This window comes from Methylobacterium sp. Leaf91, assembly GCF_001422815.1.
Classification (GTDB): Bacteria; Pseudomonadota; Alphaproteobacteria; order Rhizobiales; family Beijerinckiaceae; genus Methylobacterium.
In genome coordinates this window covers 30304-55820 of the sequence record NZ_LMMP01000015.1, presented here as the reverse complement: position 1 = coordinate 55820, position 25517 = coordinate 30304, and the positions used below count along the sequence as shown (strand labels likewise).

General features: G+C 63.4%; 22 protein-coding genes, 1 pseudogene and 1 riboswitch. Of the genes and pseudogenes, 12 read left to right on the top strand and 11 right to left on the bottom strand.

Going from position 1 to position 25517, the window contains the following annotated elements:
* Nucleotides 1–23 precede the first annotated feature (23 nt).
* From ASF32_RS13390 to ASF32_RS13365, 6 genes and pseudogenes are all read right to left on the bottom strand, one after another.
* Nucleotides 24–1160 (bottom strand): annotated as a pseudogene (locus tag ASF32_RS13390) (Re/Si-specific NAD(P)(+) transhydrogenase subunit alpha); the annotation flags it as partial.
* A 94-nt stretch (nucleotides 1161–1254) separates the two neighbouring features.
* Nucleotides 1255–1548, bottom strand: coding sequence for an aa3-type cytochrome c oxidase subunit IV (locus tag ASF32_RS13385; protein ID WP_056429210.1), 294 nt, complete (start codon nucleotides 1546–1548; stop codon nucleotides 1255–1257).
* 300 nt (nucleotides 1549–1848) lie between these two features.
* Nucleotides 1849–3213 (bottom strand): AarF/ABC1/UbiB kinase family protein, encoded by a 1365-nt coding sequence (locus tag ASF32_RS13380; RefSeq protein ID WP_056429239.1) that lies wholly within the window; start codon nucleotides 3211–3213, stop codon nucleotides 1849–1851.
* A gap of 107 nt (nucleotides 3214–3320) precedes the next feature.
* Nucleotides 3321–3707 (bottom strand): type II toxin-antitoxin system death-on-curing family toxin, encoded by a 387-nt coding sequence (locus ASF32_RS13375; RefSeq protein WP_056429208.1) that lies wholly within the window; start codon nucleotides 3705–3707, stop codon nucleotides 3321–3323.
* A complete protein-coding gene (locus ASF32_RS13370) occupies nucleotides 3704–3928 on the bottom strand; it encodes an AbrB family transcriptional regulator (protein ID WP_056429206.1) in 225 nt (74 codons plus the stop codon). The genes ASF32_RS13375 and ASF32_RS13370 overlap by 4 nt, the downstream gene beginning before the upstream one ends.
* Nucleotides 3929–3987: 59 nt before the next feature.
* A complete protein-coding gene (locus ASF32_RS13365; protein WP_156467811.1) occupies nucleotides 3988–5829 on the bottom strand; it encodes a M3 family oligoendopeptidase in 1842 nt (613 codons plus the stop codon).
* A gap of 340 nt (nucleotides 5830–6169) precedes the next feature.
* Here ASF32_RS13365 and ASF32_RS13360 point away from each other — a divergent pair, with 340 nt between their 5' ends.
* From ASF32_RS13360 to ASF32_RS13345, 4 genes are all read left to right on the top strand, one after another.
* Nucleotides 6170–7663 carry a sigma-54 dependent transcriptional regulator gene (locus ASF32_RS13360; protein WP_056429202.1) on the top strand — a complete coding sequence of 498 codons (1494 nt, stop codon included), beginning with the start codon at nucleotides 6170–6172 and terminating at the stop codon, nucleotides 7661–7663.
* Nucleotides 7664–7844: 181 nt separating this feature from the next.
* The gene (locus ASF32_RS13355; RefSeq protein WP_056429200.1) at nucleotides 7845–9953 is read left to right on the top strand and encodes a L,D-transpeptidase family protein; all 2109 of its coding nucleotides are present in this window, start codon (nucleotides 7845–7847) and stop codon (nucleotides 9951–9953) included.
* A gap of 221 nt (nucleotides 9954–10174) precedes the next feature.
* Nucleotides 10175–11710, top strand: coding sequence for a DUF882 domain-containing protein (locus ASF32_RS13350; protein ID WP_082470274.1), 1536 nt, complete (start codon nucleotides 10175–10177; stop codon nucleotides 11708–11710).
* Between the two features lie 122 nt (nucleotides 11711–11832).
* Nucleotides 11833–11903, top strand: a riboswitch (Fluoride riboswitch).
* Nucleotides 11904–11927: 24 nt separating this feature from the next.
* On the top strand, nucleotides 11928–13268 hold the full coding sequence (locus tag ASF32_RS13345; RefSeq protein ID WP_056429198.1) for a voltage-gated chloride channel family protein: 1341 nt from the start codon (nucleotides 11928–11930) through the stop codon (nucleotides 13266–13268).
* Nucleotides 13269–13495: 227 nt separating this feature from the next.
* Here the strand turns inward: ASF32_RS13345 and ASF32_RS13340 are convergent, their stop codons facing one another.
* Both ASF32_RS13340 and ASF32_RS13335 read right to left on the bottom strand, forming a co-directional pair.
* Nucleotides 13496–13762 (bottom strand): DUF2312 domain-containing protein, encoded by a 267-nt coding sequence (locus ASF32_RS13340; protein WP_018044356.1) that lies wholly within the window; start codon nucleotides 13760–13762, stop codon nucleotides 13496–13498.
* 82 nt (nucleotides 13763–13844) lie between these two features.
* On the bottom strand, nucleotides 13845–14153 hold the full coding sequence (locus ASF32_RS13335; protein ID WP_056429233.1) for a DUF1244 domain-containing protein: 309 nt from the start codon (nucleotides 14151–14153) through the stop codon (nucleotides 13845–13847).
* 352 nt (nucleotides 14154–14505) lie between these two features.
* Between ASF32_RS13335 and ASF32_RS13330 the strand changes: the two genes are divergently transcribed.
* Nucleotides 14506–14778 (top strand): hypothetical protein, encoded by a 273-nt coding sequence (locus ASF32_RS13330; RefSeq protein ID WP_056429196.1) that lies wholly within the window; start codon nucleotides 14506–14508, stop codon nucleotides 14776–14778.
* 84 nt (nucleotides 14779–14862) lie between these two features.
* Here ASF32_RS13330 and ASF32_RS13325 read toward each other — a convergent pair whose 3' ends face one another.
* Nucleotides 14863–15609, bottom strand: a complete 747-nt coding sequence (locus ASF32_RS13325) for an N-formylglutamate amidohydrolase (RefSeq protein ID WP_056429194.1) — start codon at nucleotides 15607–15609, stop codon at nucleotides 14863–14865.
* 205 nt (nucleotides 15610–15814) lie between these two features.
* Between ASF32_RS13325 and ASF32_RS13320 the strand changes: the two genes are divergently transcribed.
* The 7 genes from ASF32_RS13320 (at nucleotide 15815) to pyk (ending at nucleotide 23829) form a co-directional block, all read left to right on the top strand.
* Nucleotides 15815–17143 carry a glycerate kinase gene (locus ASF32_RS13320; RefSeq protein ID WP_056429193.1) on the top strand — a complete coding sequence of 443 codons (1329 nt, stop codon included), beginning with the start codon at nucleotides 15815–15817 and terminating at the stop codon, nucleotides 17141–17143.
* Nucleotides 17109–17606 carry a DUF1036 domain-containing protein gene (locus ASF32_RS13315; RefSeq protein ID WP_280136559.1) on the top strand — a complete coding sequence of 166 codons (498 nt, stop codon included), beginning with the start codon at nucleotides 17109–17111 and terminating at the stop codon, nucleotides 17604–17606. The genes ASF32_RS13320 and ASF32_RS13315 overlap by 35 nt, the downstream gene beginning before the upstream one ends.
* Nucleotides 17607–17725: 119 nt before the next feature.
* The gene (locus ASF32_RS25345; protein WP_156467807.1) at nucleotides 17726–19675 is read left to right on the top strand and encodes a hypothetical protein; all 1950 of its coding nucleotides are present in this window, start codon (nucleotides 17726–17728) and stop codon (nucleotides 19673–19675) included.
* Between the two features lie 110 nt (nucleotides 19676–19785).
* Complete coding sequence (locus tag ASF32_RS25340; RefSeq protein ID WP_156467806.1) at nucleotides 19786–20901, top strand: hypothetical protein; 1116 nt, start codon at nucleotides 19786–19788, stop codon at nucleotides 20899–20901.
* A gap of 57 nt (nucleotides 20902–20958) precedes the next feature.
* Nucleotides 20959–21723, top strand: coding sequence for a glycosyltransferase family 25 protein (locus ASF32_RS24565; protein ID WP_082470266.1), 765 nt, complete (start codon nucleotides 20959–20961; stop codon nucleotides 21721–21723).
* A gap of 204 nt (nucleotides 21724–21927) precedes the next feature.
* Nucleotides 21928–22197 carry a hypothetical protein gene (locus tag ASF32_RS13310; RefSeq protein ID WP_056429187.1) on the top strand — a complete coding sequence of 90 codons (270 nt, stop codon included), beginning with the start codon at nucleotides 21928–21930 and terminating at the stop codon, nucleotides 22195–22197.
* A gap of 195 nt (nucleotides 22198–22392) precedes the next feature.
* Complete coding sequence (gene pyk / locus ASF32_RS13305; protein WP_056429184.1) at nucleotides 22393–23829, top strand: pyruvate kinase; 1437 nt, start codon at nucleotides 22393–22395, stop codon at nucleotides 23827–23829.
* Between the two features lie 7 nt (nucleotides 23830–23836).
* Here the strand turns inward: pyk and ASF32_RS13300 are convergent, their stop codons facing one another.
* The gene (locus ASF32_RS13300; protein ID WP_056429182.1) at nucleotides 23837–24850 is read right to left on the bottom strand and encodes an alpha/beta hydrolase; all 1014 of its coding nucleotides are present in this window, start codon (nucleotides 24848–24850) and stop codon (nucleotides 23837–23839) included.
* Nucleotides 24851–24856: 6 nt separating this feature from the next.
* The gene (locus ASF32_RS13295) at nucleotides 24857–25501 is read right to left on the bottom strand and encodes a hypothetical protein (RefSeq protein ID WP_056429180.1); all 645 of its coding nucleotides are present in this window, start codon (nucleotides 25499–25501) and stop codon (nucleotides 24857–24859) included.
* Between the last annotated feature and the right edge of the window lie 16 nt (nucleotides 25502–25517).

Sequence of the window (25517 nt, the reverse complement as noted above, 5' to 3'; positions counted from 1 at the left end):
CTGTCTCTCCGCCGGGGTCAGGCTGCTTTGGGCTGGAAGGCGGGGTGGACTACCTGTCCGTCCCGGGTGAGGTTCGTCGCCTTCACGAGCTCGTCATCCCATTTGATGGCGAGGGCCTTGGCTTCCTTGTCGATCAGAGTCTCGACGAACGCGAACAGGTTTCTGGCGTAGAGGCTGGACGCCGTGGCCGCGAGGCGGCCGGCGACGTTCACGTGGCCCACGATCTTGACGCCGTTCTCGGTGGTGACGATCTCGCCCGCCTCGGCACCGGCGACGTTGCCGCCGCGCTCGACGGCGAGGTCGATGAGCACCGAACCCGGCTTCATGGACGCGACCATGGATTCCGACACGAGCTTCGGGGCCGGCCGACCGGGGATCAGCGCCGTCGTGATGACGATGTCCTGCTTGGCGATATGCGTCGCCACGAGCTCGGCCTGCTTCTTCTGGTATTCGGCAGACATTTCCTTGGCATAGCCACCGGACGTCTCGGCCTGCTTGAACTCGTCGTCCTCCACGGCCACGAATTTGGCCCCGAGGGATTCGACCTGTTCCTTGGTGGCGGGCCGCACATCCGTGGCCGTCACTACCGCTCCCATGCGCCTTGCAGTGGCGATGGCCTGGAGACCGGCGACACCGACACCCATGACGAAGACTCGGGCGGCCGGCACAGTGCCGGCGGCGGTCATCATCATCGGCATGGCGCGCCCGTACTCGGCGGCGCCATCGACCACGGCGCGGTAGCCCGCGAGATTGGCTTGGGAGGACAGGACGTCCATCACCTGGGCGCGGGTGATGCGGGGCATCAGCTCCATCGAGAAAGCGCTGATGCCGGCATCCGCCATGGCCTGCAGCGCGGTCTCGTTCCCGTAGGGATCCATGATGGCGACGACGGTGGCGCCGCTCTTCAGAAGCTTCAGCTCGTCCTCGTTGGGACGCCTGACCTTGAGGACGAGATCGGCGTCCTTCGCCGTCTCCTCGGCCGTGGCGGCGATGCTGGCGCCCACCGCTTCGTATTCCGCGTCCGGAACACCGGCCTTCAGGCCAGCGCCGGACTGGACCGTGACGTCGACGCCGAGTCCTCTGAATTTTTTGATCGTATCGGGCACCGCCGCCACCCGCGGCTCAGCGGGATCCGACTCTGTCAGGACAGCGATGCGCATTCAAAGACCTCCTTCGGCAATCATGCTCGATTGCCGCGGCTTAGCAGGAATATAGAGCCGCGGATCGCTGGTATACCAGCGATCCTGGGCTACGTCACGCGAAGAAGAGGTACAGCGCCAGCAGGAGCGCCACCGCGAACGGTGCCTTCCAGCCGATGCTGGGTACGAATGCACCCACGGCGCCGGCGGCTCCCGACAGGAGAACACCGAAGATGGCGGTGAGCCAAGCCTCGTGAATACCGCCCACGGCCAGGGCGAGCACCCAGCAGATCACCACGCCCGTGCCGATTTCCACAAACCGGACAAAGCCGCGATAGGTCTGTTCGTGGGTCTTCTCGTCCATCGCCGGGCTGTAATGCACGCCGGTCACGCTCTTCGCATCAGCCATCTTGCGCTCGTCCCCTTGGTCATCATCTTGATTGGTTCCAAGCGGATTTAGCGCAAGCCTCGATCGCTCGCAATCGAGATACCGACTGGCGAAAATATGGGAAGCGGGATTTATCCAATGGAATGACAGTTCATCCTCGCCTGTCATGGGCGAGCTTACCGGCAGGCGGTCGTGCGCGCCCCTCGGTGCTTCCCGGTGGCGAACAAGATTCGTGGGAACGGGCCGAAGCGGACCCGCCCGGTCTTCGACGGATCGCCGGTGTTCGAAGGCGGGTTCGCCGGAAGCCGCTTCGCGATTTACCTAGACCGGAAGCGGAAGGCCTGCCGCCATCAGGGCCGTGCCCTGCCGCTCGGTCAGGGTTTCGAGGGAGAAGCGCTCGATCTCGGCCTCGAACAGCCGATGGTAATTCAGCTCCGAACGCAGGTGCAGGAACACCGCGCCGAGCCCCACCGCCGCCCGGTCCATGAAGACGAATTCCTGTGGCACCGTCACGGGGCCGCGCTGCTTCAGGGCTTGGTGCACCTCGAAGGCCTGCCGCCGCCCGTATTCTCCGGGCTTGACCCCATCGGCCACGGTCCTCGTGCGGTCCTCCAGAATTGGGCCGTAGATGAACCGCGCCCAGATGTTGAGGATCTCGATCAGCTCCTTGGTGAGGTTCTTGAACCCCCAGACCTCGTAGGCGTGGACGATCCGGGCGTTGTCGTTGTCGAGAAGACCGCGATAGAGATCGACCACCCCACCCACGAAGCGGGGGTGGAAGATGCGAACGCAGCCGTAATCCAGAAGATTGATGCCGCGCGCCTCACCGTCCTCCGAGAACACGGTATAATTGCCGAGATGCGGGTCGCCATGGATGACGGCGGCTCGGCTGAAAGGGTGCCACCACGCCTTGAACATCGCCTGCGCGAGGCGGTTGCGGATCTCGATCGGCTCCTCGGTGAAGTCGAGGATCCTGTCCCCCTCGAGCCAGCCCAGGGTGAGGAGGCGCTTCGTCGACAGATCCGTGTGGATCGCCGGCACCCTCACATCCGCGATGTCCTGCAATACCGCCCCGTAGAGGGCGGCATGTTTCGCCTCGCGCTCGTAATCGAGTTCCTCCCTGACTCGGGCGCCGATCTCCTTGGCAATCTCGCGGGTATCGAGCCACGAGCTGAGGCGGCGATGGAGGGCGAAGGCAATTTCCAACTGCTTCAGATCGGCCTCCACGGCCGATTGCATGTCGGGATACTGAAGCTTGCAGGCGAAGGGTGTCCCATCGAGGCCGGTCGCGCGATGGACCTGGCCGAGGGAGGCGGCGGCGGCGGGCCTGAGATCGAAGGAGCCGAACCGCTTCTGCCAATCGGGTCCGAGCTCTGCCATCATCCGGCGCTTGACGAACGCCGCTCCCATGGGCGGCGCGTCGGATTGCAGTTTCTGTAGCTCGGTCGCGTATTCCGGTGGCAGCAGATCCGGCACGGTGGCGAGCAGCTGCGCCACCTTCATGATCGGGCCCTTCAGCCCGCCGAGGGCCTGCGCCAACGCCGCCGCGTTGGTCGGGGTCTCGCCCTTGCCGAAGAACTTGGCGCCGGCCATGCGCGCGGCGACGCCGCCCACATTCGCACCCACCCGGGCATAGCGGCTGGCGCGCGCCGAGAAGCGGTTGGCTTCGTTGTCGTGATCGGCCATCGAATCCATTCTGCGCGACGAAGGAGTGTCACCACGAGATAGGCTCCTTCCCCAAGGGTACCAGGGCCATGGGCCCATGGGTCGCGGAACTTGCGTCGCGGAAGGGGCTACGCCGTTGGCCAGTTGTCGCGGATCCAACGCGTGAGGCCGTCCTCGTCGATCTCGCTCGCGGCGAGACCGAAAATCATTCGAGTCGCCTCGGCCTGATCCGGGCGGAAAGCAACGTGGTTGAGCCGTAGGAACAATGTCATCGCCACGAAGGCGATGCGCTTGTTGCCATCGATGAAGGCATGATTGCGCGCGAGACCGAATGCATAGGCCGCAGCCAGTATCGCTAAATCGCCGTCTTCGTACCGCCAGCGATTCACAGGCCGCGCCAAAGCGGATTCGAGTGCGTTCTCGTCTCTGAGACCAGGAGGACCACCAAACCGGACGAGCTGGCGCTCGTGGGCGACTTTGACCTCTTCAGAGGTCAACCAACGGGGCTCGGTCACTGCGCCAGCGCCCGCAAGGTATCCTTATACTCCTCCATGATGTCGTCGACGATCGCCATCGCCTTGTCGAAATCAGGATCGTAAGGGGTCAGCCGCACTCCACCATCGGGCATCTCGGTGATGTGGAGCCACTGGCCCTGCCGCAGATTGAGCTTGGTGATCAATTCCCGTGGCAGGATGAGCCCAGTGGAATTTCCGATCTTTTTTACTTCGAGCTTCATGGCAATTCATCTTTCCGTTGTACGTTCTGTACAACGGAAAGACCGCAGCGCAAAGGCCCCTATCCCTCCATCGCTTCCAACTCCACGATCATCCCCTCGATCATGTTGAGGCCGATCTGCCAGAAGGCGGGGTCGCTGGCGTTGAGGCCGAAGGGGGCCAGGAGCTCACCGTAGGGCTTCGACCCACCGGCAGAGAGCAGCGCGAAGTAGCGGTCGACGAAGCCTTCCTCCGCATTGGCGTAGACGCCGTAGAGCGAGTTCACGAGGCAATCGCCGAACGCGTAGGCGTAGACGTAGAACGGCGAGTGGATGAAGTGTGGAATATACGCCCAGAACGGCTCGTAGCCCGCATCGAGTGAGATCGCCGGGCCGAAGCTCTCGGCCTGCACCGACATCCAGAGGCCGTTGATCTGCTCGGCCGTGAGTTCTCCCTCGGCGCGGGCGAGATGGACCTTCCGCTCGAAGAGATAGAACGCGATCTGGCGCACGACCGTGTTGATCATGTCCTCGACCTTGGCCGCCAGCATGGCCCTGCGCTGGACCGTGTCGGTCGTGGAGGCGAGCAGGCGCCGGAACGTCAGCATCTCGCCGAACACGCTCGCGGTCTCGGCCAGCGTCAGCGGCGTCGGTGCCATCAGCGCCCCGTTGCGCGAGGCCAGAACCTGATGCACCCCGTGGCCGAGTTCGTGCGCGAGGGTCATCACGTCCCGCGGCTTGCCCTGGTAATTCACCAGCACATAGGGATGCGCCGAGGGCACTGTGGGATGAGCGAACGCGCCCGGTGCCTTGCCCGGACGTGTCGGCGCATCGATCCAGCGGCGGTCGAAGAAGGTCTTGGCGATGTCTGCCATGCGCGGTGAGAAGGCCCCGTAGGCGTCGAGCACCATGTCGCGCGCTTCGGCCCAGGGAATCGTGCGCTGCTCCACTCGCGGCAGCGGTGCGTTGCGGTCCCAATAGGGCAGGACGTCGACGCCGAACCACTTCGCCTTCAGCTTGTAATAGCGGTGCGAGAGGCGTGGATAGGCCGCCTGCACGGCGTCTACCATGGCCGCCACCACCTCGGGTTCGACCCGGTTCGACAGGTGGCGGTCGTCGGCCACATCCTTGAACCCGCGCCAGCGGTCGGAAATCTCCTTGTCCTTGGCCAGGGTGTTGGTGATGAGGGCGAAGGTCCGCAGATTGGCGCGGAACACGTCGCCCAGGGCTCCGGCCGCCTCCTTCCGCACCGCCCCGTCCGGGTCCTGCAGCTTGTTGAGCGTCGGCTCCAGGGTGAACATCTCGCCCTGGAGGGGGAAGCGCAGGGAGGCGATCGTGCCATCGAACAGCCGGTTCCAGGCAGAACGTCCGGTCACCGACTTCTCGAGAAACAGCTTCTCGGTGCGGTCGTCGAGTTGGAACGGCTTCTCGCGGCGCAGATCCTCGACCCAGGGGCGGTAATGCGCCAGGGGGCCTTCCGCCATGGCGGCGTCCATCAGGGCGTCGTCGACGCGGTTGATCTCCAGGGCGAAGAACAGGAGGTGGCCCGAGGCCGTGGTCAGGCGTTCCTGAGTGTCACCGTAGAACTTCTGGCGCCGCTCGTCCGTGGTGTCGCCCGAATAGACGAGGCCGGCGAATGACATCAGGCGGCCGAGCCGGTCCTCGATCGCCTCATAGGCGGCTACCGCCTCGGCGAGCCGCGAGGACGCATCGGGCCCCGCGGCGATCTCGGCGATGACGCCGCTCCAGCGCTCCGAGAAATCGCTGCATTCGCGCTCCGCCCGCGCGATGTCGCTACGGAAGTCCGGCGAATCGATTCCGGAATAGAGGTCGCTCAGATCCCATTCGGGAAGCGAGCCGAGGTCGAGAGCAAGAGCGGCAGCCCTCGCGACGTTGGTCCCTTCCGATCGTTGGCCGGCCGGCATCCGGGCGGCGCTGGGCAGGCTGGCATGAACGACGGCTCGGCTCGACATGGTGACTTTGATCCTGAAGCGGCGTTCCCGCGCCGTCGGGGTTGATATCGAGCGCCAGGGCCGCGTGATCAACCGAGTCGGTGCATTCCGCCGCAACGAATCTCCGGCAGAGCCTCCGCCGGCCCAACCCGCCCGAGGAGTGGACCATCAGGAAAGAAAGTGGGATCGTCGTTAAGCACAGCTTTACGCTCTTCGCTCACCCTACGGATCGAAACGAAACACCGGTGGCTGGTTCGCAGGGCGATATCCTGGGGGCGATCACCTTTCACAGCACACGGTCGAGGCTTTCCGCATGTCGACAACGGTCCTCATCGTCGACGACGATCCCGTCCAGCGCCGGCTCGCCGAAGCGATGGTGCGTCGCCTCGGTTTCGAAGTGAAGGTCGCCGAGAGCGGTGAGGACGGGCTGTCCGTGTTGCGGTCCGGCGAGCCTATCGACGTCGTGCTCCTCGATCTGGTGATGCCAGGCGGGCTCGACGGTCTCGCCGTCATGGCCCAGATGCGCCAATCGGGCCTCGACACGCCCGTCATCGTCCAGACGTCCAACGGCTCCATCGACGCCGTCGTCAACGCCATGCGGGCCGGCGCCACCGATTTCGTGGTGAAGCCGGCCGGTGCCGAGCGGCTTCAGGTGTCGATCAAGAACGCGCTCAAGGTCGATCAGCTGGAAGAAGAGGTGCGTCGCATGCGGCGGCGCGCCTCCGGCTCGCTCACCTTCAAGGACCTGTCCTCGCGCAGTCCCGACATGGAGCGTGTGATCCGGCTGGCCGAGCGTTCGGCCAAGTCCAACATCCCGGTCCTCATCGAGGGCGAGTCCGGCGTCGGGAAGGAAGTGCTGGCGCGTGCGATCCAGGGTTCGGGCGATCGGCGCGGCAAGGCTTTCGTCACAGTCAATTGCGGGGCGATCCCCGACAATCTCGTGGAATCGACCCTGTTCGGGCATGAGAAGGGCGCGTTCACGGGCGCGACCGAGCGTCATATGGGCAAGTTCGTCGAAGCCTCGGGCGGAACGCTGTTCCTCGACGAGATCGGCGAGTTGCCGCTCGATGCCCAGGTGAAGCTCCTGCGCGCGCTGCAGGAGGGCGAAGTCGATCCGGTGGGCGCCAAGCGCAGCGTTCGGATCGACATCCGGCTGATCTCGGCCACGAACCGTTCGCTCCTCGACCTCGTCAAGCAGGGTCGCTTCCGCGAGGACCTGTATTACCGCCTCAACGTTTTCCCGATGACCCTGCCCCCGCTCCGGGCGCGCCGCGAGGACATCCCGGACCTGGTGCGCTCGTTCTGTGCGCGCTTCGCGGCCGAGGAAGGAAAGCGCGTCCGTGCGATCACGCCGGAGGCCATGTCGCTGCTCTGCCGCTACGGGTGGCCCGGCAATGTCCGCCAGCTCGAGAACGCCCTGTTCCGCGCCGTGGTGCTCGCCGATAGCGACGAGCTCACCGTGTCCGAGTTCCCGCAGATCGCCGCGCAGGTGGAAGGGTTCGACGTGCGCATTCCGGCCGCCCCGGTCCAGCCCATGGTTCAGGCCGGCATGCCCGAGCCGGTGCGCGAAATCGTCCGCGTCGAAGTCCGCGACCCCCACGCGATGACCCTCGTCACCGAGGAGACCGGCGAGATGAAGCCGATGGACGAGTTGGAGGCGGAGATCATCCGCTACGCTCTGCAATATTACCGGGGGCGCATGTCGGAAGTGTCGAGGCGCCTCGGCATCGGCCGGTCGACGCTCTATCGCAAGCTGAAGGATCTCGGTCTCGACGACGACGAGAAGAGCGACGAAGCCGCCGCCTGAGAGTGAGGCAGCGTTTCCGTCGCGGCCCGTCTGGCCGGGATGTGCGTCAAGGCACTGCGTTTCGGGCCGGGAGATCCCGGCAAGCCTCCACTGTTGCCCGCGCGCCGTTGCAAGCGGTTGCGCAAGCAGCGATTGTTTGACCGCAAACACGGCCGATACGGCCGGTCCCGGGAGTTTCATCATGGGCGCTTCGCGCTCCGCCTCCGTCGCACTGGCCGCCCTCATGGTCGGTTGTGTCGGCTACGCGGCAAGGGCCGAGCCTCGGCTCGACCAGACTCCGTCCGTTGTGCAGAGCGCCGCCACGCCCTCGGTCTCATCCGATCAGGAACAGGCCGATACGGCGGCGACCGGGGCGATCTCCTCGCCCGTATCCCCCTCTCCCAACCCGGCAGAGCCCGCCGTGGCGGGAGATTCCGCGCAGGTCCCATCCGATGCCCCCCGGGAAGGCGCGTCGGAGACCAGAAGCGTCGAGGATTCACCCTCGAAGGCTGAAACGGGCTCCGAGCCCGCCGCCGCGGTGGCCGCCGCTCCGGTGCCGACCGATCCGATGGGGGCGGCCCTGGCCGCTCGTCTCGCCGATCCGGCCCCCCTTCTCGCCCGCCTGAGCACGAAGGATCGGGAGGCGATGCAGGCCTTCTACGGGCTCGGCGCCTTCAAGCCGGTCTGGGTGGTCGATGGAGCCTTCACGGCTGCCGCCAAGGCCGCCGCGTCGCGGCTCGCCCTCGCGGCCGAGGACGGTCTCAACGTTCAGGCCTATCCGGTACCGGTCATCGGCACACAGGGATTGACCGAGGCCCAGACCGCCGAGATCGAGCTGAAACTCTCGGCCGCCATCGTGCTCTACGCCAAGGATGCGCGCGGCGCGCGCGTCAACCTGGCCGCCGTCTCGCGCCTGATCACGCCCACCCTCGACATTCCCGGAGCGGATGCGGTTCTGGCGCGCGTCGCCAGCGCCGGCCCGCAGGCCGGAGCCGCGCTGCAGGGCTACAACCCGGCGCAGGCCGGCTACCTCGCCTTGAAAGCCCGGCTCGCCAGCCTGCGCAATCTTCACGGCGCGCCCATAGCGACGTCGCCCGTGTCGATTCCCGCCGGACCGGTCCTGAAGGTTGGGATGCACGATCCCCGTGTCCCTGCCCTGCGCAAACATTTCGGTCTGCCGACCCGCACCGCCGGTACCCTCGACGCCGCGTCGGGCGAGCCAGTTGCGTTCGACGGGGCCGTGTCCGCCGCGGTGGCGAAGTTTCAGCGGGGCCGTGGTCTGCCGGCCACCGGCACGCTCACGCCACAGACCGTCGCCGCCCTCGGCCGGTCCGAGCCGTCTGCACGCGCGAGCGACGAGGAATCGACGGTTCTCGTCAACATGGAGCGCTGGCGCTGGCTGCCGAGCGATCTCGGACGCGACTACGTTCTGGTCAACATTCCCGAATTTCGCCTGCGTGTGATCCGCAATGGGTCGGTGCGCGACGAGACCCGCGTCATCGTCGGTAAGACCGAGACGCCGACGCCGGTCTTTTCGGGGATGATGGAATACGCCGTCGTCAACCCATCCTGGAACGTGCCACCCTCGATCCTGAAGAACGAGTTCCTGCCCGCCTTGGCCCGTGACCCGAATTACGCGGCTCGTCGCGGCTACGAGGTCGTTTATCGCAACGGCAACATCTCCGTGCGCCAGCCGCCGGGCGAGCGGAATGCGCTCGGCTTCATCAAGTTCCTGTTTCCCAACAACCATGCCGTCTACCTGCACGACACCCCCAACCGCTCACTGTTCTCCGCCTCCCAGCGGGCGATGAGCCATGGTTGTGTGCGCGTGGACGATCCCTTCCGTTTCGCCGATTCGGTGCTTCCCGAAGCCTGGTCGAGCGAGCGCTTGAAGAAGCTCATCGGCAAGGGCGAGCGCACCATCCGCCTGCCGGAGAAGCTGCCGGTCCATCTCGCGTATTTCACCCTCGCGGCGGACGATCACGGGGCTTTGCGCACCTATTCCGATCTCTACGGCCACGACGCGCGTATGAAGATCGCGCTCGGCCTCGCGCCGGGAAGCCTGCTCGTCGCCAAAGCTCCGACCAAGGCACCCACAAAGCCTCCGGCCAAGGTCGCCGCGCGACCCGCGCCATCGGCACCGGGTGCGAGTGCTCCGTCGACAGAGGCTCGTCGTACGGTGTCGCGCCCCGCCGTGTCAGCCGGAGCCGCTCCCGTCCGCGCCTCCCGGTCCGCCGAGGCTGCAGGCGTCGATCCATGGGGAGCCCCCCCAGCCCCTGCCCCGGCCCCGGTCTCCCGCGGCTGGTGGTAGCGCGCCTCCTCTTGTTGCGTGAATGTCACGCGAGCCAGAATGTGTGATGCCGCTCTTGCGGCGTCTTGATCGTGCCGGCGCGCCGGCACGATTTCGCCACGGTTCAAACCTAGCCGTTTTGGAGACCGGCGAATGGCTGAGGACCCGATAACCGTCCATTTACGGTTTTCGGCAACCTTGCGTTCACCATGATCCGCGCGACAACGCGCGGTCTGGCAGAGGTGAGGACGATCGTGGGCAGTTCGCTACGAGAAGAGGCCCAGCCGGCCGATCGATCCACCCAGCCTGCCTCGCGCCTGCTCGTCTATCTTCGCAACGCCTCTTCCCGCCCTCGCCTACGCCGCGCGATCATCGTGGCATCGGGCATCGCCCTGGCGCTCGGCGCGGGCACGCGGGGGACGCAGGATGCGGTCGCCAATGGCGATACCCGCACCCTCTCGATCTACCATACCCATACGAAAGAAAGCGCCACGATCACGTTTAAACGTGACGGACGCTACGACCGGGCCGCGCTGGAACAGCTCAACTGGATGCTGCGCGACTGGCGCATGGACGAGCCCACCAAGATGGACCCGCGCCTGTTCGACACGGTGTGGGAGGCCTACCGGTCGGTAGGCTCGCAGGAGCCGATCACCGTGGTCTCGGCCTATCGGTCACCGGGCACCAACGCCATGCTGCGCCGCCGGTCGCGCGCCGTGGCCGAGTTCAGCCAGCACATGCTCGGCAAGGCGATGGATTTCTACCTGCCGGATGTCTCCATCGACCAGCTTCGTGCGGTGGGTATGCGGATGCAGCGCGGCGGTGTCGGCTGGTATCCCCATGCCGGCTCGCCCTTCGTCCATCTCGATGTCGGGTCGGTCCGTTCCTGGCCGCGCATGAGCCATGACCAGCTGGCGCGCCTGTTCCCCGACGGCAAGACCGTGCACCTGCCCGCCGACAACCGGCCCCTGCCGGGTTACGAGCTTGCCCGTGCCGAAGTGCTGGCCCGTGGCGGCACCGTGCTCGGCGTGACCCAGGTCGCGACGGTGGAGGAGGATGACGGCCCGAGCATCAAGGGCTTCTTCGCCAGCCTCTTCGGTGGCGGCTCCAAGACCCCTGCGCCGCCGCCCGAAGCTCCGGCCAGGGCTCGGGCAAAGCCCACCGTTCTCGTGGCCAGTGCCGATCCGGACGACCAGTCCGGCACGCCCGAGGCTCTGGCTTACGCCGCCCCGGCCGCGTCCGATGCCCTCAAAGGTGCTCTTCTGCGCCGTGACGAACGCGATGCGCAGAGCCTCCTCACCCAGGAGGTCGCCAAACCGACCGCTGCCGCCGATGCAGAATCGAGCCTGATCGACGTGCCGCTGCCGCCACGCCGGCCCTCGGAACTCGCCGCCGTCACCGCTGCGCTCACCATGCCTCTGCCGCCGCCGCGGCCTTCCATCCAGGTGGCGAGCCTCGGCCCCACCGGGATGGCCGCGACGCCGACCGTTCCTGCCGCACCCGCCCGCCTGGCCCGGCCCGTGCCGGCCGATGCCGACGCGAAGACGCAATTGCGCGCCCTGTTCGAGGTGGCCGCCGCTTCGACCGCGCCGGCTAGCCGCGCCTCGCCCGTTCATGTCGCCCCGTCGCGTGCTCGCACCGATGCCGCGCCGGCCGGCTTCGTCGCTCAGGCGGAAAGCGGCGTGCGCAGCCGTTTCTCGGGACGTAGCCCCGGCGACGACCTCACCGCCGCGCGCTTCACCGGATCGTCCACCCGCGCTGTGGCCGCCGGTCGCTGAACGTCGCGACGGCGAGGGTCGCCCACCAGCGTCGATGCCGAAACCGGGGCGGCGGTGATGGGCTGCGCATCGTTGGGTACGGGGAGCCGCCCCGGCTTGACGCGCTGCCGGCCACGGGACACGAAGGCCCTGGCAATGGATTCTGCCGGGCGTAAGCCGAACCGCCATAAGGGCTGATGATTCCTACCCTTTTGCCATTCAGCAAGACGGTGGAGCCATGCTCGCCTTCCTCAAAAATCGGTTTGCCGGGCTTAAGCGCGCCACGAGGCGATGCGCGGCTTGGGTGGTGGCGTTCGCGCGCTGGGCGGTGATCCTCGTGCCGCTGGCGGCCGTCGTCGGCACGCTTTGCGCAGCGTTTCTCTGGAGTCTCGACGTCGCGACGAAAGCCCGGTTCTCGCATCCGTGGCTGCTGTTCCTGCTGCCTGTCGGGGGCTTCGCCATCGGCCTGCTCTACCACCGTGTCGGGCGCAGCGTGGAGGGCGGCAACAACCTCATCGTCGATCAGATTCATGAGCCCGGGGGCGGCGTTCCCCTGCGCATGGCACCGCTGATCTTTCTCGGCACCGTGGTCACACACCTCTTCGGCGGCTCGGCCGGGCGGGAGGGTACGGCGGTGCAACTCGGCGGCAGCCTCGCCAGCGGCATCGGGCGGCTGGCGAAGCTCGATCCGGCGGCCACCCGCATCGTGCTGATGGCAGGCGTGGCCGCAGGGTTCGGGGCGGTGTTCGGCACCCCTATCGCCGGAGCCGTCTTCGCTCTTGAAGTCCTGGCGATCGGCCGGGTGGAATATGGCGCGCTCATTCCCTGCCTGCTGGCGTCTGTCATCGGCGATTGGGCCTGCCAGGCCTGGGGCATCCATCATTCCCTCTTTCGCATCGCCTATCTCGCGGACGTGACCGGCCCGATCGCCCTCGATCCGAGCCTGCTGGCAAAGGCAGCGGTCGCCGGCATCGCCTTCGGGCTCGTGGCGCTCGTCTTCGCGGAAGCCAACCACCTCCTCGGCGGCTGGCTGAAGCGCTTGATTCCCTACGGACCCCTGCGCCCCGTCCTGGGTGGAATGGCCGTGATCGGCCTCGTCTATGCGCTGGGCACCCGTGACTATCTCGGCCTCGGCGTCGCGGCGCCGGATCCGGGAGGCCTGAGCATCGCGAGCTTCTTCGGGCCGGAGGTCCACCCCTGGTCCTGGGCCTGGAAGATCCTCTTCACCGTCGTCACTCTGGCCTCGGGCTTCAAGGGTGGGGAAGTGACGCCACTTTTCTTCATCGGTGCAGCCCTCGGCAATGCGCTGGGTGGCCTGATGGGGGCACCCCTCGACCTGATGGCGGCTCTCGGTTTCGTGGCGGTTTTCGCGGGAGCGGCTAACACCCCCCTTGCCTGTACGCTGATGGGGATCGAACTGTTCGGGGCGACACACGGCGTCGCCATCGCGGTCGCTTGCTTCACCGCCTATGCCTGTTCGGGCCATCGCGGCATCTACCTGTCGCAGCGCATCGCCGTCTCCAAGGGTGGGGCCGTCGAGGCCGGGGCCACCCTGCGCGGCGAACGGACCCGGCGCTGAGGCGGCGGGAGGCACCGAGCACCTCCCGCCCGGTCCTCATTTCTTGTCGTGAGGAAGGAGGTCTGCCGTGTCGCACGCCAGTCCGTGCCGCCGCGCGGAGGCGAGCCCGCCGGGCTCAGTGCGACGTGGCGTGAGCACGGTCAGCATCAGCTCGACCCGTCTTCCGCCCAGTCGGTCAGGGGAAGACGGCCGCCTTCGGCCTCGATGGAGCGCCGCGCGATGTCGGGCTACACCATGCCGAGGGCCTGCATGTAGAGCTCCAGGATGGCTTCTTCCTCCTGCCGCTCGGCATGGTCCTTCTTGCGCAGGGAGATGATCTTGCGCAGGGCCTTCACGTCGAAACCGGTGCCCTTGGCTTCGGCATAGACGTCCTTGATATCGCCGGCGAGGCCGGCCTTTTCCTCCTCCAGGCGCTCGATGCGCTCGATGAAGCTCTTGAGCTGGTCGGCGGCAACCGAGGAGGCATCGACGGCGGGTGCGGCGGAAGCGGCCATGAGCGTCTCAATTCCTGATCTGGGGCGCATCGGGTGGGATGCGCCGGAAGAGGCTGGTTAAGCGATCACGCTTACCGGAAGCTTAGTGCGGCTCGGCTTGCGCCTTCGAGAAGGCCGACTGTTGCTCGGGCGTGGCCTCGGCCTGGTTCAGCCGCTTCCATTCCTCGTAGGGCATTCCGTAGACGCGCTCGCGGGTCTCGTCCTTGCTGAGGCCCAGGCCGCGCTCGTCGGCGGCGTCCTTCATCCAGTTCGACAGGCAGTTGCGGCAGAAGCCGGCCATGTTCATGAGGTCGATATTCTGGACGTCGCTGCGCGTCTGCAGATGCGCCACGAGGCGGCGGAACACCGCGGCTTCCAATTCGGTCTGCGTGGCGGTGTCGATCTCGGTCATGGCAGTTTCCTCATCCTTCGGCTCGCGGGCGGTCACCGCTTTCACGCGAGGATATACCATCGCTGACGCGCGGTCCCGTTTTCGGGCGCATGGCTTTCGGACGCATGGCTTTCCCGGCGTCCCTGCGCGCGCATGACCTCCCGCGAGAATGCGGGAGGCGCCGGACATTTCTCTTCGCTCTCTTGCGCCTGGCGCATCGCAGGGCCTCAAATCAGCGCTCGTCCGGCGTCTCGCGCATGCAGGTGCCAAACCGCACGACGTTGCGGCAGGGTTCGTCCTACATCGGGGCTACACAAGAACTCACGGCCCACCGCCCTCTGACGGAGACCGCGACATTCAATAGGACTTAGTCATGAATACTCGTCTCGCTTCCGCCGTCGCTGCTGTTGCTTTGAGCCTCGGCGTCGTTGCTTCGCCTGCTCTCGCTCAGAGCTATAATGCGCCCGCCGGTATCTCGGCCTATGCGGCTCCCGGCAGTGCAGGCCGTCAGGTCGTCGCCGATGACGACTTGACCACCGGGTCGGTCGTCAGCCGCCGCAGCGTCGATTCCGCCCAGGAAGGCAATGCCGAGCAGAACAGCTTCCCGGTCTGGCAGTACGGCCGTACCTCGGGCGGCCCCCGCTAAACAGAGGCCGACGGAATGACGAAAGCGGCGGGGCCTGAGCTCCGCCGCTTTCGTATGTGCTCTCTGTTCATCGCGGAATGAAGGTCAGCCGTCTTTCGGCATCAGCGGTCGGAGGAGCTTGGCGAAACGCGCCGCCCATTCGATCTGGCCCGGCTCCAGGGCGATGAGATCCTGCCGGATCTCCACGAGGGCGTTGGGAAGGCCGCGTGCGATGGCGTGGCGATCGATCGTGTCACCCGGCAGGCCGCCGCCATAAGGCTCGTTATCGCCCACCGTCAGCCCGGCCGGGTCGGTGCGGAGCCCGGCGATGAGGGGCGCGCTCATACGGTCGTCCCTGTCCCACAGGATGCCCACATGCCAGGGCCGCATATAGCCGCGCCACGAGGCCGTGAAACTGTGCATCGTGACGATGGAGGGCGGCACGCCTGCCTCCGTGGCCTGCGCGACGGCCGTATCCACTGCTTCGTCGAAGGGCACATAGAAGCGCCGGATGCGCTCCTCCTTTCCGGCTTCGTCGATCCTGGCATTGCCCGGCACCACGGCGCCGTCCGACAGACGCATGACCAGCGTCGGGTCCTCGCGCCCCCGGTTGGGATCGATGACCAGGCGTGAGAACCTCGTGAGGATGGCCGGCACGCCGAGATGGGCCGCAAGCCGCCGGGTGACCTCGGCCGCGCCGATATCGTAGGCGATGTGGCGCGCGAATTCCCGCTCGGGCACCCCGAGCTGCGCCAGATCCTCCGGAACGTGATTCGAGGCATGCTCGCAGATAAGGAGGAGACCCGAGGCGGGATCGCCGGGAATCGTCTCGACGGGATGCGGCGGAAACATGAGGCGGGCACGGTCCTTCGGGGCCGATCGGGAGGAAATCCCCCTCTTCAGGCATGAAACACGCCGCCGGTCGGGTCATCGCACGCTTGCCGAGGCGGCAGGGCTCGGGCACAGCACGTATAGGCGATCGCGCCGCCACGGCAATAATCCGGCGGACAAGCAATCCGGCCCGCGCGATCGGACCTTGATGAGACACGGACACGCCATGACCGCGCCTTCACACGCTTCGCCCGCTCCCTCCTCTTCGTCCCACGACGCCGCTCGCGGCCTGCTTCTCGGCTTCCTCGACGAGGCGATCACCGCCGCGCATCCCTCCCGCTGCCTGGTGCCGCATCTGCCCGCCCCCGGCACGGGTCGGCTGATCATCCTCGGTGCCGGCAAGGCCGGCGGAAGCATGGCCGCGGTCGCGAGCCGGTTCTACCGGGAGCAGCACGGCGTCGACGAGAGCCGCATCGTCGGTCTGGCGGTGGCCCGCCACGGCTACGGCGAAGAAGCCCCGATGATCCGCATGGTCGAGGCCGGACACCCGGTACCGGACCAGGCCGGCATCGATGCCACTATCGACGCCCTGAAGATCGCCGCCGATGCCGGTCCGGAGGACGATGTGCTGGTGCTGCTTTCGGGTGGCGGATCGGCGAATTGGATCGCGCCCGCCGGCGATCTCACCCTCGGCGAGAAACAGGCGATCACCAAGGCGTTGCTGCGCTCCGGCGCGCCGATCAACGAGATCAACGCGGTGCGCAAGCACCTGTCCCGGATCAAGGGCGGCCGGCTGGCCATGATGGCCCGCAACGCGCGCTCGATCCTGACGCTGGCGATTTCCGACGTGCCGCATGACGATCCGGCGGTGATCGCCTCGGGCCCGACCGTGCCCGACCCCTCGACGCTCGCCGACGCGCGCGAGATCTGCGAGCGCCGCAACATTCCCTTGCCGGAGACCGCCAAGGCGCTCCTCAACGACCCGGCCAACGAGACGCCGAAGGCGGGCGACCCTTCCTTCGCCCGCGCCGAGTACCGCATCATCGCCCGTCCCATCGACGCCCTGGATGCAGCGGCGGAGGCCGCGAAGCGCGCCGGCTACGAGGTCGTGATGCTCGGCCCCGATGTGGAGGGGGAAGCCCGTGAGGTCGCGGCGGAACACGCCGCCCTCGCCAAGGAGATGAAGGCGGCCGGCCGCAAGGTGGCGATCATCTCCGGTGGCGAACTCACCGTGACCATCGTCGGTGAGGGCCATGGCGGCCCGAACCAGGAATACGCCCTCGCCCTCGCGATCGGCCTCGATGGCGAATCCGGCATCCTCGGCATCGCCGCCGATACCGACGGGACCGATGGCGGACGTGGCGCGGCCACCGATCCAGCCGGCGGGCTTGTCGACCCGACCACACTGGAGCGCGCCCGCGCCGCCGGCCTCGACCCGGCTGCCATGCTGGCGGACAATGATTCGACGAAGTTCTTCGCCACGATCGGCGACCTCGTCCAACCGGGTCCCACACGCACCAATGTCAATGATTGCCGTATCATTCTCGTCGGTTGACGACGTGAGCTGTCGCCGACCCTCTCCCATTTACGGGCGGGGGGCGGTCTTGGCCGGCCTCGTTCTTGCCTGCCTCGTCGCTCGGCCCTTGCCGGCCCAAGCGGACCTCCGTATGTGCAACCAAACCGGGAGCAAGGTCGGCATCGCACTTGGATATCGCGACGGCCAGGGGTGGGTGACGGAAGGCTGGTGGGACGTGGCCCCCAAGGGCTGCGAGACCCTGCTGCGCGGGGCACTCGCCTCGAGATTCTATTACGTGTTCGCCGTGGACTATACTCGCGGCGGAGAATGGAACGGTCGCTCGTTGATGTGCACCAAGGACGCCGAGTTCACGATCCACGGCGTCGAGGATTGCCTCGCCCGCGGGTTCGATCGCAACGGCTTCTATGAGGTCGATACCGGCGAGCAGAAAAGCTGGACGATCCAGCTCACGGATCCGAGCCAGCCGGCGGGGGCCCCGTGATAGACTTTGCGGGCATGGAATGCCAGAAGCCTCGCCGGCTCTACTGGATGAAGAATGCCGACCGCAGCCTGCATGACCAGCTTAGTTCATAAACTCTGCATTGATTAAGGAGCTCATTCATGAAGTCTGATCAGACCAAATATCGAGCGCTGTCCCATCGTAAATCAAAAGTTCTTAAAGTTCATTTTTTTCGCACGCCCAAGCGAACGGAAGTCTTGGAGCTCATTTCAGATTTCAAAGATTTATCCAACGAATCACCGTCTTTGCGCTCAAAGGCTCATCTGGCGATTGCGGACCTCCATAGTGCTCTAGGGGAGGCGCTTCCCGCGCTGGAAGCTTTATCGGAAGTGGATTTAAAAAACAGCTCCCAAGCAGCCGCAAGAGCTGGAAAAGTAATGGCGGAGATCAAGACAAAGAAATACAACAGAGTTAAGCAGGATTACAAGGCGGGAGCCGTCAAGACAGCTGTTGCAAGGATACTCAAGAATTCGAAGAAAGGGTATGATTACAACAAGTTGAAGATTTATGGCCTTTTGTTCCAAAAGAATATTTCAGGCGCATTAAAGGCAGCAGGGGACGGGTTCAAGTACGATCCAGTTCTCGCCACGAGGGACCTTGCCAACGTAGTTAAGACAATTATTTCGCAGTTCCAATATCAAGATAAATCTTATTTCGAGGAAATAGGTGCAGTCATTGGGGCAAACCTGAATGTCATTAAGGATTCGGGAGGGCTCGCATTCATCCAAGGGCTGCGTGAAAAGTTTCGAAACGATGAAGGTAAGCTCCAGGTATTGGGTTTAGCATCCACTCTCTCCGAGGAATCTTTGGCCCAATTCCTAAAAGTCGGTTCTCTGAGTGAGGTTTTGGACTTTGTCAATAATAAAGAGCTATTTACTTATGCGGATGCTGCAGAAGAAGATACGAAACAGCTCATCCTCGAAACTCTGAGATCCCGCATTCGAGACAATCCGGATACGCATTCTCGCGTTGTTCTCTTGTATCTCCAAAAGACAAGTAATACGGTATCATTTTGGGATAATGATAAATATAGAAACGAATTACTTGATTTTGTCGAAGATTTTCTAAAAGGCCGGGATGATTATCATGCTCAGATGGTCCTGGGTATCAGTGCCTTCCTGAAGGGGGATAAACGAGCCGCCTGGAACTGTTTTTCGGCCTGTTCGGCCGATGATAGTCCGTTTGCGCAATCCGGGGCGACGAGTTTCCTGCTCGAAATGAATGAGAGCGATGATGCAGACTATCTCTTGGATAACCGAGACATCGAATTCTATCTTTCCGATTTTACCGATGATGCTTTGGTTTGCTGTGCCGATAGTGTGTATTTTCGTCGGTATGCAACAGATTATATAAAATCATTGCGGGATGTGGGGAGCAAGGCGCGCGTACATTTTCATATATCGGGTTCAAAAGAAGATTTGAAAGATCTCCTTGATGACCTTCTTGCCTTTGCACCCGTTTCTTTCTCCTTCGAGCCTAAAAAAGATGTCAACCCAGCTTATTATGCAAGCATGAGATTCTTGAAGGCGCCCCTGTTCATCGAAAAGGTAGCCTCGCACGTTCTCCTAACAGATATCGATGTCAGCTTTAGAAAAGACCCGATCGAACTCATCACTGGCATAAGGAGTCATAAATTTGATATCGCGCTGCGTATATATGACACCATAAGAACAGTTCAAAATCACCGGAAGATGGGCTTGGGCGACGTAAATAATACGCGACACATTTATCGTTTCCCTCGGACTTGTCCCTGGCTTCAAGTTAACGCCGCGTGTGTATGCCTCACCGATAGCATGAACGGTCGCTATGCCGCGCATCTGATGGCAAAGGATATGGCGGGCCATTTGCACGCTGTATTGAAGAGTGGAAAGAAAGCTTGGTGGGTCGACCAGAATGCAATATTTTATACTTACAACCAGCTCGTAGAAAAGCCATATATCAAGATTGGTAACGTAGAAGATTACGGAATGCCTTATGGCTCCTTTGATTATACAAATTCAACGATTATCGGAGGAACAAGCCCGATCCTTGCTCGAAACACGGGCTCATAATGCCGACTGGTAGATCCAGGATAATTTTGGTTTGATTAAAATAGTCTTGTAAAGCTTCGGCGGCTAGCGCCGAAGCAATCCACTGCGAATTCGAGCATCGAGTTTATCTTATGCAAGATCCTGTCGATATGCCGGAACATAGGCCTGTAACGCGTAGTATTATTTATGATACTAAGGCGGTCCAGCTTGTCAGGGTACAGCAAGCTACCCAAAGCAAAATATTAGTTATAACGTTTACTCCTGCGGTGATTTCTAAAGCCGACATAAGTAAGTTGGGATTTGCTGAGAAATTTCTGTCTTCGCGAGGGTTTGATCTTCTGTGCTTTATTTCAAATTCCAGCCATTGGTGGCACGTTCAGGAGATGGAAGCCGCCCTTGTATTGGGTGAAAAGATCGCATCCGGATATGAAATTGTCTCGTCTTATGGTGTCAGTATGGGGGCGTACGCGTCATTATATTTTTCGGAGAGATTAAAGATCTCCAATATCCTGGCTATTGTTCCTCAGGTGACGCCGAACTTTGAAGAGCCGCCTTTTGACAAACGATGGGCGCGTTTTTCCCATATGGTCAAGTTAAAAAATGAGAGCTTAAATACAGTTCTTAACAAAAGCGCTAATATAACCTTCGTTTACGACCCCCTTCATTTCGATGCAAAGCATATCAATCTCATTGACGCCCCAAATGCTGAGCACATTCCTGTGACGTTCGTTGGGCATGCAGCATCGAGGTACCTCGGACGCCTTGATTTGCTCAAGAAGCTCGCCGTCGACGTGATCTCCGGGCAGCGTAAAAGCCGTGCCTATGTGCGATCAATTCGGCGCGCCCGCCGGAAGGATGTAGAGTTTTTATTAAATATGTCTCAATACTGCTTTGAACATGGAAAAAATCTTGTCGCGTGCCGATTGGCCAATAGAGTTGTGATGAATGCTGAGCCGGAGCATATTCGCAAAGCTATTGTAGTGCTAAGAGCGGCCCGTGATATGTTTTCATTGGGAAATGCATTGCGAAGGCTGGCAGTTATCGATCCGTATGATGCCGAAAGTCGCGATGGGTCAATAGATGCGTTTGCAAGATTTATTCGTAAGAATCAGGGCGTCGATGTGGAGGAGTTGGTTAAGATTATCAAATATGCCAAAAGTGATTTGCATAGTTTGAAGCTTGAACAACTCGCTCGGCGACATCTTAAAATTTTACGTAATAAGGCTGCTGGTCTTGCCGCATTATGAACGGAGCGATGCGCTGATAAGAAAGCTGGCTGCACAGTAAAAACGGGAAAAATAATTATGAATAATACTCAGATTGACTATTCAATATACCTTATAAACCTCGATAGAGATATTAATAGGCTAGAGCGGGCCCGTGAGCGGTTCGCTTCATTCGATTTGTCTTTTGAGCGAGTTTCTGGTGTAGACGGTAGTAAAGTTGACGCTCTGACGCGTTTTTTCTCTCAGACACCGAGTCGTTCGTTAAGCGACGGAGAACTGGGCTGTGCCTTAAGCCATATTAGTGTCTGGCAAAAAATTGCGTCTGGCGATGTCGATAATGCATTGGTCCTTGAGGATGACGCCGCGCCGATCCGGGCTTTTCCGCTTCGCTTTGCAGAGCTTGATATTCCAGAAGACTATGATCTTTGCTACGCGAACAACCGAATGATTTATAAAAAATCGACATTTTACAAGGATACGCAAAAAACTGTGCCAGTGATTCAGGCTATGCTGGAGTTCAATAAGGATTCTAAAGTCCAGGCGGCGGGATTAGATGGCTACTTTCTTAGTCGAAAGGGAGCGCGACGACTTCTTGATATCATCCGTCAAGACCGTATTATAGCACCGATTGATGGACAAGTTATGGTCGTTTCGTTAAATGGGCAGGATATGGATCTGCTGGCTAATAAGCTTGCTCGCCGTGGCGCCACCTTTAAGAATGTTGTTAGGCGACGTGCGATTAAGGATACTATCAGAGCCTATGTTTTGACCCCCTCGCTGGTAAAACAGGACGATGGTGGCGTGAGTACGCGAATGCAGGTAACGCGCGGCCTCGCCGGATAAGTGGTTTGAAGCAATTCCACAGGCTGCTGCGAACCGTTCGACGGTGATCAGCCTCTTTGATTAGAAGGCAGACGTAGGAGCCGATGTGGGGCTTGGCCAGGGTGCTGGATAGCTTTCATAGTCCCTGACGGGGCGGCGGGGGTGGGTTGCGCAGGCGCAAGCTGGCCAAGGTGATCCGCTGGGCGGCTTTGAGCCTGGTGTTCGATGACGGACGGATTCGAGACAGTCTCGAACATGGTTGAGCGTACGAGCCGGCCCCTGGCACGGATGCGCGAGAACGCACTGTTTGCCTGGTCGCACGCGGGGAGCTGGCACTGGGCAGGGATCGCCTCGCTCGTCGAAACCGCCAAACGGAACGGCTTGGCGCCACGCGCCTTCTTCGCCGACGTCATTACCCTCGTCGCCGAGCGCACTCCCAACCCTGCTGTCTCGACAACTTGCTGCCGTGGGCTCACCCGGCCACCCCAGCCCTGAGGGACGGGTCCTGAGGACACCGCTTACGCTCGACTCATCGCATTGCTCCCGCGACCAAAGCTCCAGATCGATCGAAGAATACGTTGGTCGCTACAGAGCCTTGACGCGCGACCCGCCCCGGTGCTTGTGACCGCTCGCCCTCCATTCGTCCGGTCGGTCACGACAGGCGGAATCATAAGAAAACGGGAGACCGGAGTGAAACGCTCGCGCCGCACGAAGATCATCGCCACCCTCGGTCCGGCTTCCGATACGCCGGAGATGATCGAGAAACTGTTCCGCGCCGGTGCGGATGTGTTCCGGCTCAACATGAGCCACCTTCCGCGCGAGAAATTGCCCGAGAAGATCGAGGTGATCCGTACCATCGAGCGCGAGTTGCGCCGGCCCATCGCCGTCCTGGTGGATCTCCAGGGCCCGAAGCTGCGGGTCGCCGCCTTCGCCGAGGGCAGCGCGATCCTCGAGAACGGGGCCTCCTTCGTGCTCGATTCGGATCCGACGCCGGGCGACATCCATCGCGTCTACCTTCCTCACCCCGAGATTCTGTCCGCGCTCGAGCCCGGCCACGTCGTCATCATCGATGACGGAAAGCTGCGCCTCGTCGTGACCGAAGTCTCCGAGGGACGCGCGGTGACCGAGGTCGTCATCGGCGGCAGGATTTCCAACCGCAAGGGCGTGTCCTTGCCCGACACGGTGATCCCGGTTGCGGCGATGACCGAAAAGGACCGCGGCGATCTCGAGGCCGGCCTCAATGCCGGCGCAGACTGGATCGCGGTCTCCTTCGTCCAGCGCCCTGAGGACGTGGCCGAGGTGAAGAAGGTCGCCGCCGGCCGCGCGCTGGTCATGGCGAAGATCGAGAAGCCACAGGCGCTGACCCGTCTCGATGAGATCATCGAGATCTCCGACGGCATCATGGTGGCGCGCGGCGATCTCGGCGTGGAGATGCCGCTCGAACAGGTGCCCGGCGTTCAGAAGCGGATCACGCGTGGTGCGCGGCGTCTGGGCAAGCCCGTCGTGGTCGCGACCCAGATGCTGGAATCGATGATCACCGCGCCGGTCCCCACCCGCGCCGAGGTCTCGGACGTGGCGACGGCAGTCTACGAGGGCGCGGATGCGGTGATGCTGTCGGCGGAGAGCGCCTCCGGCGCCTTCCCGATCGAGGCGATCTCGATGATGAGCCGTATCGCCGAACAGGTGGAGCGCGACGCGCTCTACTGGACGATCCTGACGGCGCAGCGCTCCGAGCCCGATGCCACCGCGTCGGACGCCATCGCGGCGGCGGCGCATCAGATGGTCGGTGCTCTCGGCCTCACCGCCATCATGGCCTGGACGCATTCGGGATCGACGGCCCTGCGTCTCGCCCGCTCGCGGCCCAACGCCACGATCATCGCCCTCACGCCGAAGCGCGAGACCGCCCGGCGGCTGGCCATGTGCTGGGGCACGCACCCGATCGTCACCAACGATGCGAGCGACGTGGACGACATGGCCTTCCGCGCGGCGAAATTCGCCGTTCGCGAGCGCTTCGCCGAGATCGGCGACCGGGTCATCGTCGTGGCGGGCGTGCCGTTCGGGACGCCGGGCGCTACCAACCTGGTGCGGATCGCCTTCGTCACCCGCGATCACGCCGCGAGAGCCTGATCGACTGTCAGGGCGCGACGGGTTCAGTTTCCGTCGCGCCGATCTCGGCGGCGAGGCGCTCAATGGCATCCACGAGCGCATCCGTCGCCATATAGGGCACCATGTGGCCGATGCCTGGCAGCAGAACGAGGCGCGCGCCGGGGATAGTCCTGGCCAAGGGTTCCGCATGGCGCGTCGCCGGCACGGCGGCATCCGCATCGCCGGAGACGATCACCGTCGGCACGGCGATCGTACCGTATCGCGGAGCCTGGGCCGCCAAGGCAGCGGGTAGGCCGATCAGGTCTTCGAGATTCGCCAACATCGTCGCGGGGCGTAGCACCAGGGCTGAGCGGCTACGGTCGAGATAATCTCCGGGAATTTCCTGCGGCCGGAAGGCCGCACGCCCTGCGCGTTCGAGATAGTAGAGGCCGAGCGGTGCCGCGACGGTGCGGCTGAGCAGCCAAGCGACCGGGGGCTTCAACGCGAGGCGGTAATACCATGGTAGAGGCGCCATGGCGGGAAACGGCATCGCCATCGGCGCCACCAGCACGAGGCCGGACACGACCTCCGGATGGTCGAGGGCAATGGCGGTGGCCAGCGCACCGGCCCAGGAATGCCCCATCAGGATCACGCGGCCGGTACCGATACCTTCGATAGCCTGCGCGATGGCGTGTCCCTGTGCGGCCGGACTCGCCATATCGCGGCCGCCGAGGCGGTCGCTCCAGCCGTATCCCGGCCTGTCGAAGGCGATGACGCGAAAACCGCTCTCCGCGAGCCTGCGGCCGACACCTTCCATCGGATCGGCCGCATTGGCCGAAGCCCCGTGCAGGAGCACGATGGTTCCCCTGGAGGAAGGATTCGGACCGGCCTGGATCGTCGCGAGCCGTCCGCCCGCCACTTCCACGGAGGGGCCGAGCGGCGGGAACTTGGTGCCGACCCGCAGGGTGACGATTAAGGTCACGAGAGCGCCGGCCGCGAGCACGCTGACGATCAATCCGAGCATCGCGCCCGCGATCAGGCCGAGCCAGTGCAGAAGAACCATGTCCGGTTACAGGTCCCGTCCGTCGATCTCGGGGACAAGCCGGTCGATGGCGCTCTGGAGCTTCTCCATGCGCGGATAGATGGCGGAGGCGCGCCTGAAAGCGTCGAGGGCACGGCGCTTGTCATCCATCGATAGGTAGATCCGGCCCAGTGCCGCCCAGGCCTCGTAATGTCGCGGTTCCAGCACCAGCGTCCGCTGCAGGTCGGCCACGGCATTGGTCTGGTCGGTGAGCAGCCAGAACACCGTGGCCCGCCGGTTCCAGCCCTCCGCCCATTGCGGCTCGAGGGTGGTGGCGCGGTCCATCAACTCGACGGCGAGGGCATAATCGCGGCCCGACATCGCCTGGCGGGCACGTTCGGTGAGGAGATCCGCAGTGGCGCTGCCGGACCGCCCGAGACGCTGCTCGATCAGGCGGGAGATACCCTTGGCCTCGGCATCGTCCTCGGACGCCTTCAGCCTCGCATAGAGATCTTCGAGGCTCGGCGCCTGCACCTTCCTGGGTGCATCCTTCTCGGTTTCCCTGACCTGTCCGGTCTCCCGGCCCTGACTCGCTTGAGGCAGAGCGTCGGCGGACGATGCCCCGAACGAAAAAAACGCGGCGCTCAGGAGCGCAGCGTTGAAAAGAATGCCGAGGTGCCGGGACAGCGTCATGAGAGCGAGCTTCCTC

Excerpts from the sequence above, each read along its gene's own strand:
- ASF32_RS13325 (WP_056429194.1), bottom strand. The coding sequence starts at position 15,609 with ATGTTTCCGCCGCATCCCGTCGAGACGATTCCCGGCGATCCCGCCTCG.
- ASF32_RS13385 (WP_056429210.1), bottom strand. The coding sequence starts at position 1,548 with ATGGCTGATGCGAAGAGCGTGACCGGCGTGCATTACAGCCCGGCGATG.
- ASF32_RS13370 (WP_056429206.1), bottom strand. The coding sequence starts at position 3,928 with ATGAAGCTCGAAGTAAAAAAGATCGGAAATTCCACTGGGCTCATCCTG.
- ASF32_RS13360 (WP_056429202.1), top strand. The coding sequence starts at position 6,170 with ATGTCGACAACGGTCCTCATCGTCGACGACGATCCCGTCCAGCGCCGG.
- ASF32_RS13335 (WP_056429233.1), bottom strand. The coding sequence starts at position 14,153 with ATGACCGAGATCGACACCGCCACGCAGACCGAATTGGAAGCCGCGGTG.
- ASF32_RS25345 (WP_156467807.1), top strand. The coding sequence starts at position 17,726 with ATGAAGTCTGATCAGACCAAATATCGAGCGCTGTCCCATCGTAAATCA.
- ASF32_RS13365 (WP_156467811.1), bottom strand. The coding sequence starts at position 5,829 with ATGCCGGCCGGCCAACGATCGGAAGGGACCAACGTCGCGAGGGCTGCC.
- ASF32_RS13355 (WP_056429200.1), top strand. The coding sequence starts at position 7,845 with ATGGGCGCTTCGCGCTCCGCCTCCGTCGCACTGGCCGCCCTCATGGTC.
- ASF32_RS13340 (WP_018044356.1), bottom strand. The coding sequence starts at position 13,762 with ATGGCCGCTTCCGCCGCACCCGCCGTCGATGCCTCCTCGGTTGCCGCC.
- ASF32_RS13330 (WP_056429196.1), top strand. The coding sequence starts at position 14,506 with ATGAATACTCGTCTCGCTTCCGCCGTCGCTGCTGTTGCTTTGAGCCTC.
- ASF32_RS13310 (WP_056429187.1), top strand. The coding sequence starts at position 21,928 with ATGACGGACGGATTCGAGACAGTCTCGAACATGGTTGAGCGTACGAGC.
- ASF32_RS25340 (WP_156467806.1), top strand. The coding sequence starts at position 19,786 with ATGCAAGATCCTGTCGATATGCCGGAACATAGGCCTGTAACGCGTAGT.
- ASF32_RS13380 (WP_056429239.1), bottom strand. The coding sequence starts at position 3,213 with ATGGCCGATCACGACAACGAAGCCAACCGCTTCTCGGCGCGCGCCAGC.
- ASF32_RS13315 (WP_280136559.1), top strand. The coding sequence starts at position 17,109 with ATGTCAATGATTGCCGTATCATTCTCGTCGGTTGACGACGTGAGCTGT.
- ASF32_RS13300 (WP_056429182.1), bottom strand. The coding sequence starts at position 24,850 with ATGGTTCTTCTGCACTGGCTCGGCCTGATCGCGGGCGCGATGCTCGGA.
- ASF32_RS13295 (WP_056429180.1), bottom strand. The coding sequence starts at position 25,501 with ATGACGCTGTCCCGGCACCTCGGCATTCTTTTCAACGCTGCGCTCCTG.
- ASF32_RS13320 (WP_056429193.1), top strand. The coding sequence starts at position 15,815 with ATGACCGCGCCTTCACACGCTTCGCCCGCTCCCTCCTCTTCGTCCCAC.
- ASF32_RS13345 (WP_056429198.1), top strand. The coding sequence starts at position 11,928 with ATGCTCGCCTTCCTCAAAAATCGGTTTGCCGGGCTTAAGCGCGCCACG.
- ASF32_RS24565 (WP_082470266.1), top strand. The coding sequence starts at position 20,959 with ATGAATAATACTCAGATTGACTATTCAATATACCTTATAAACCTCGAT.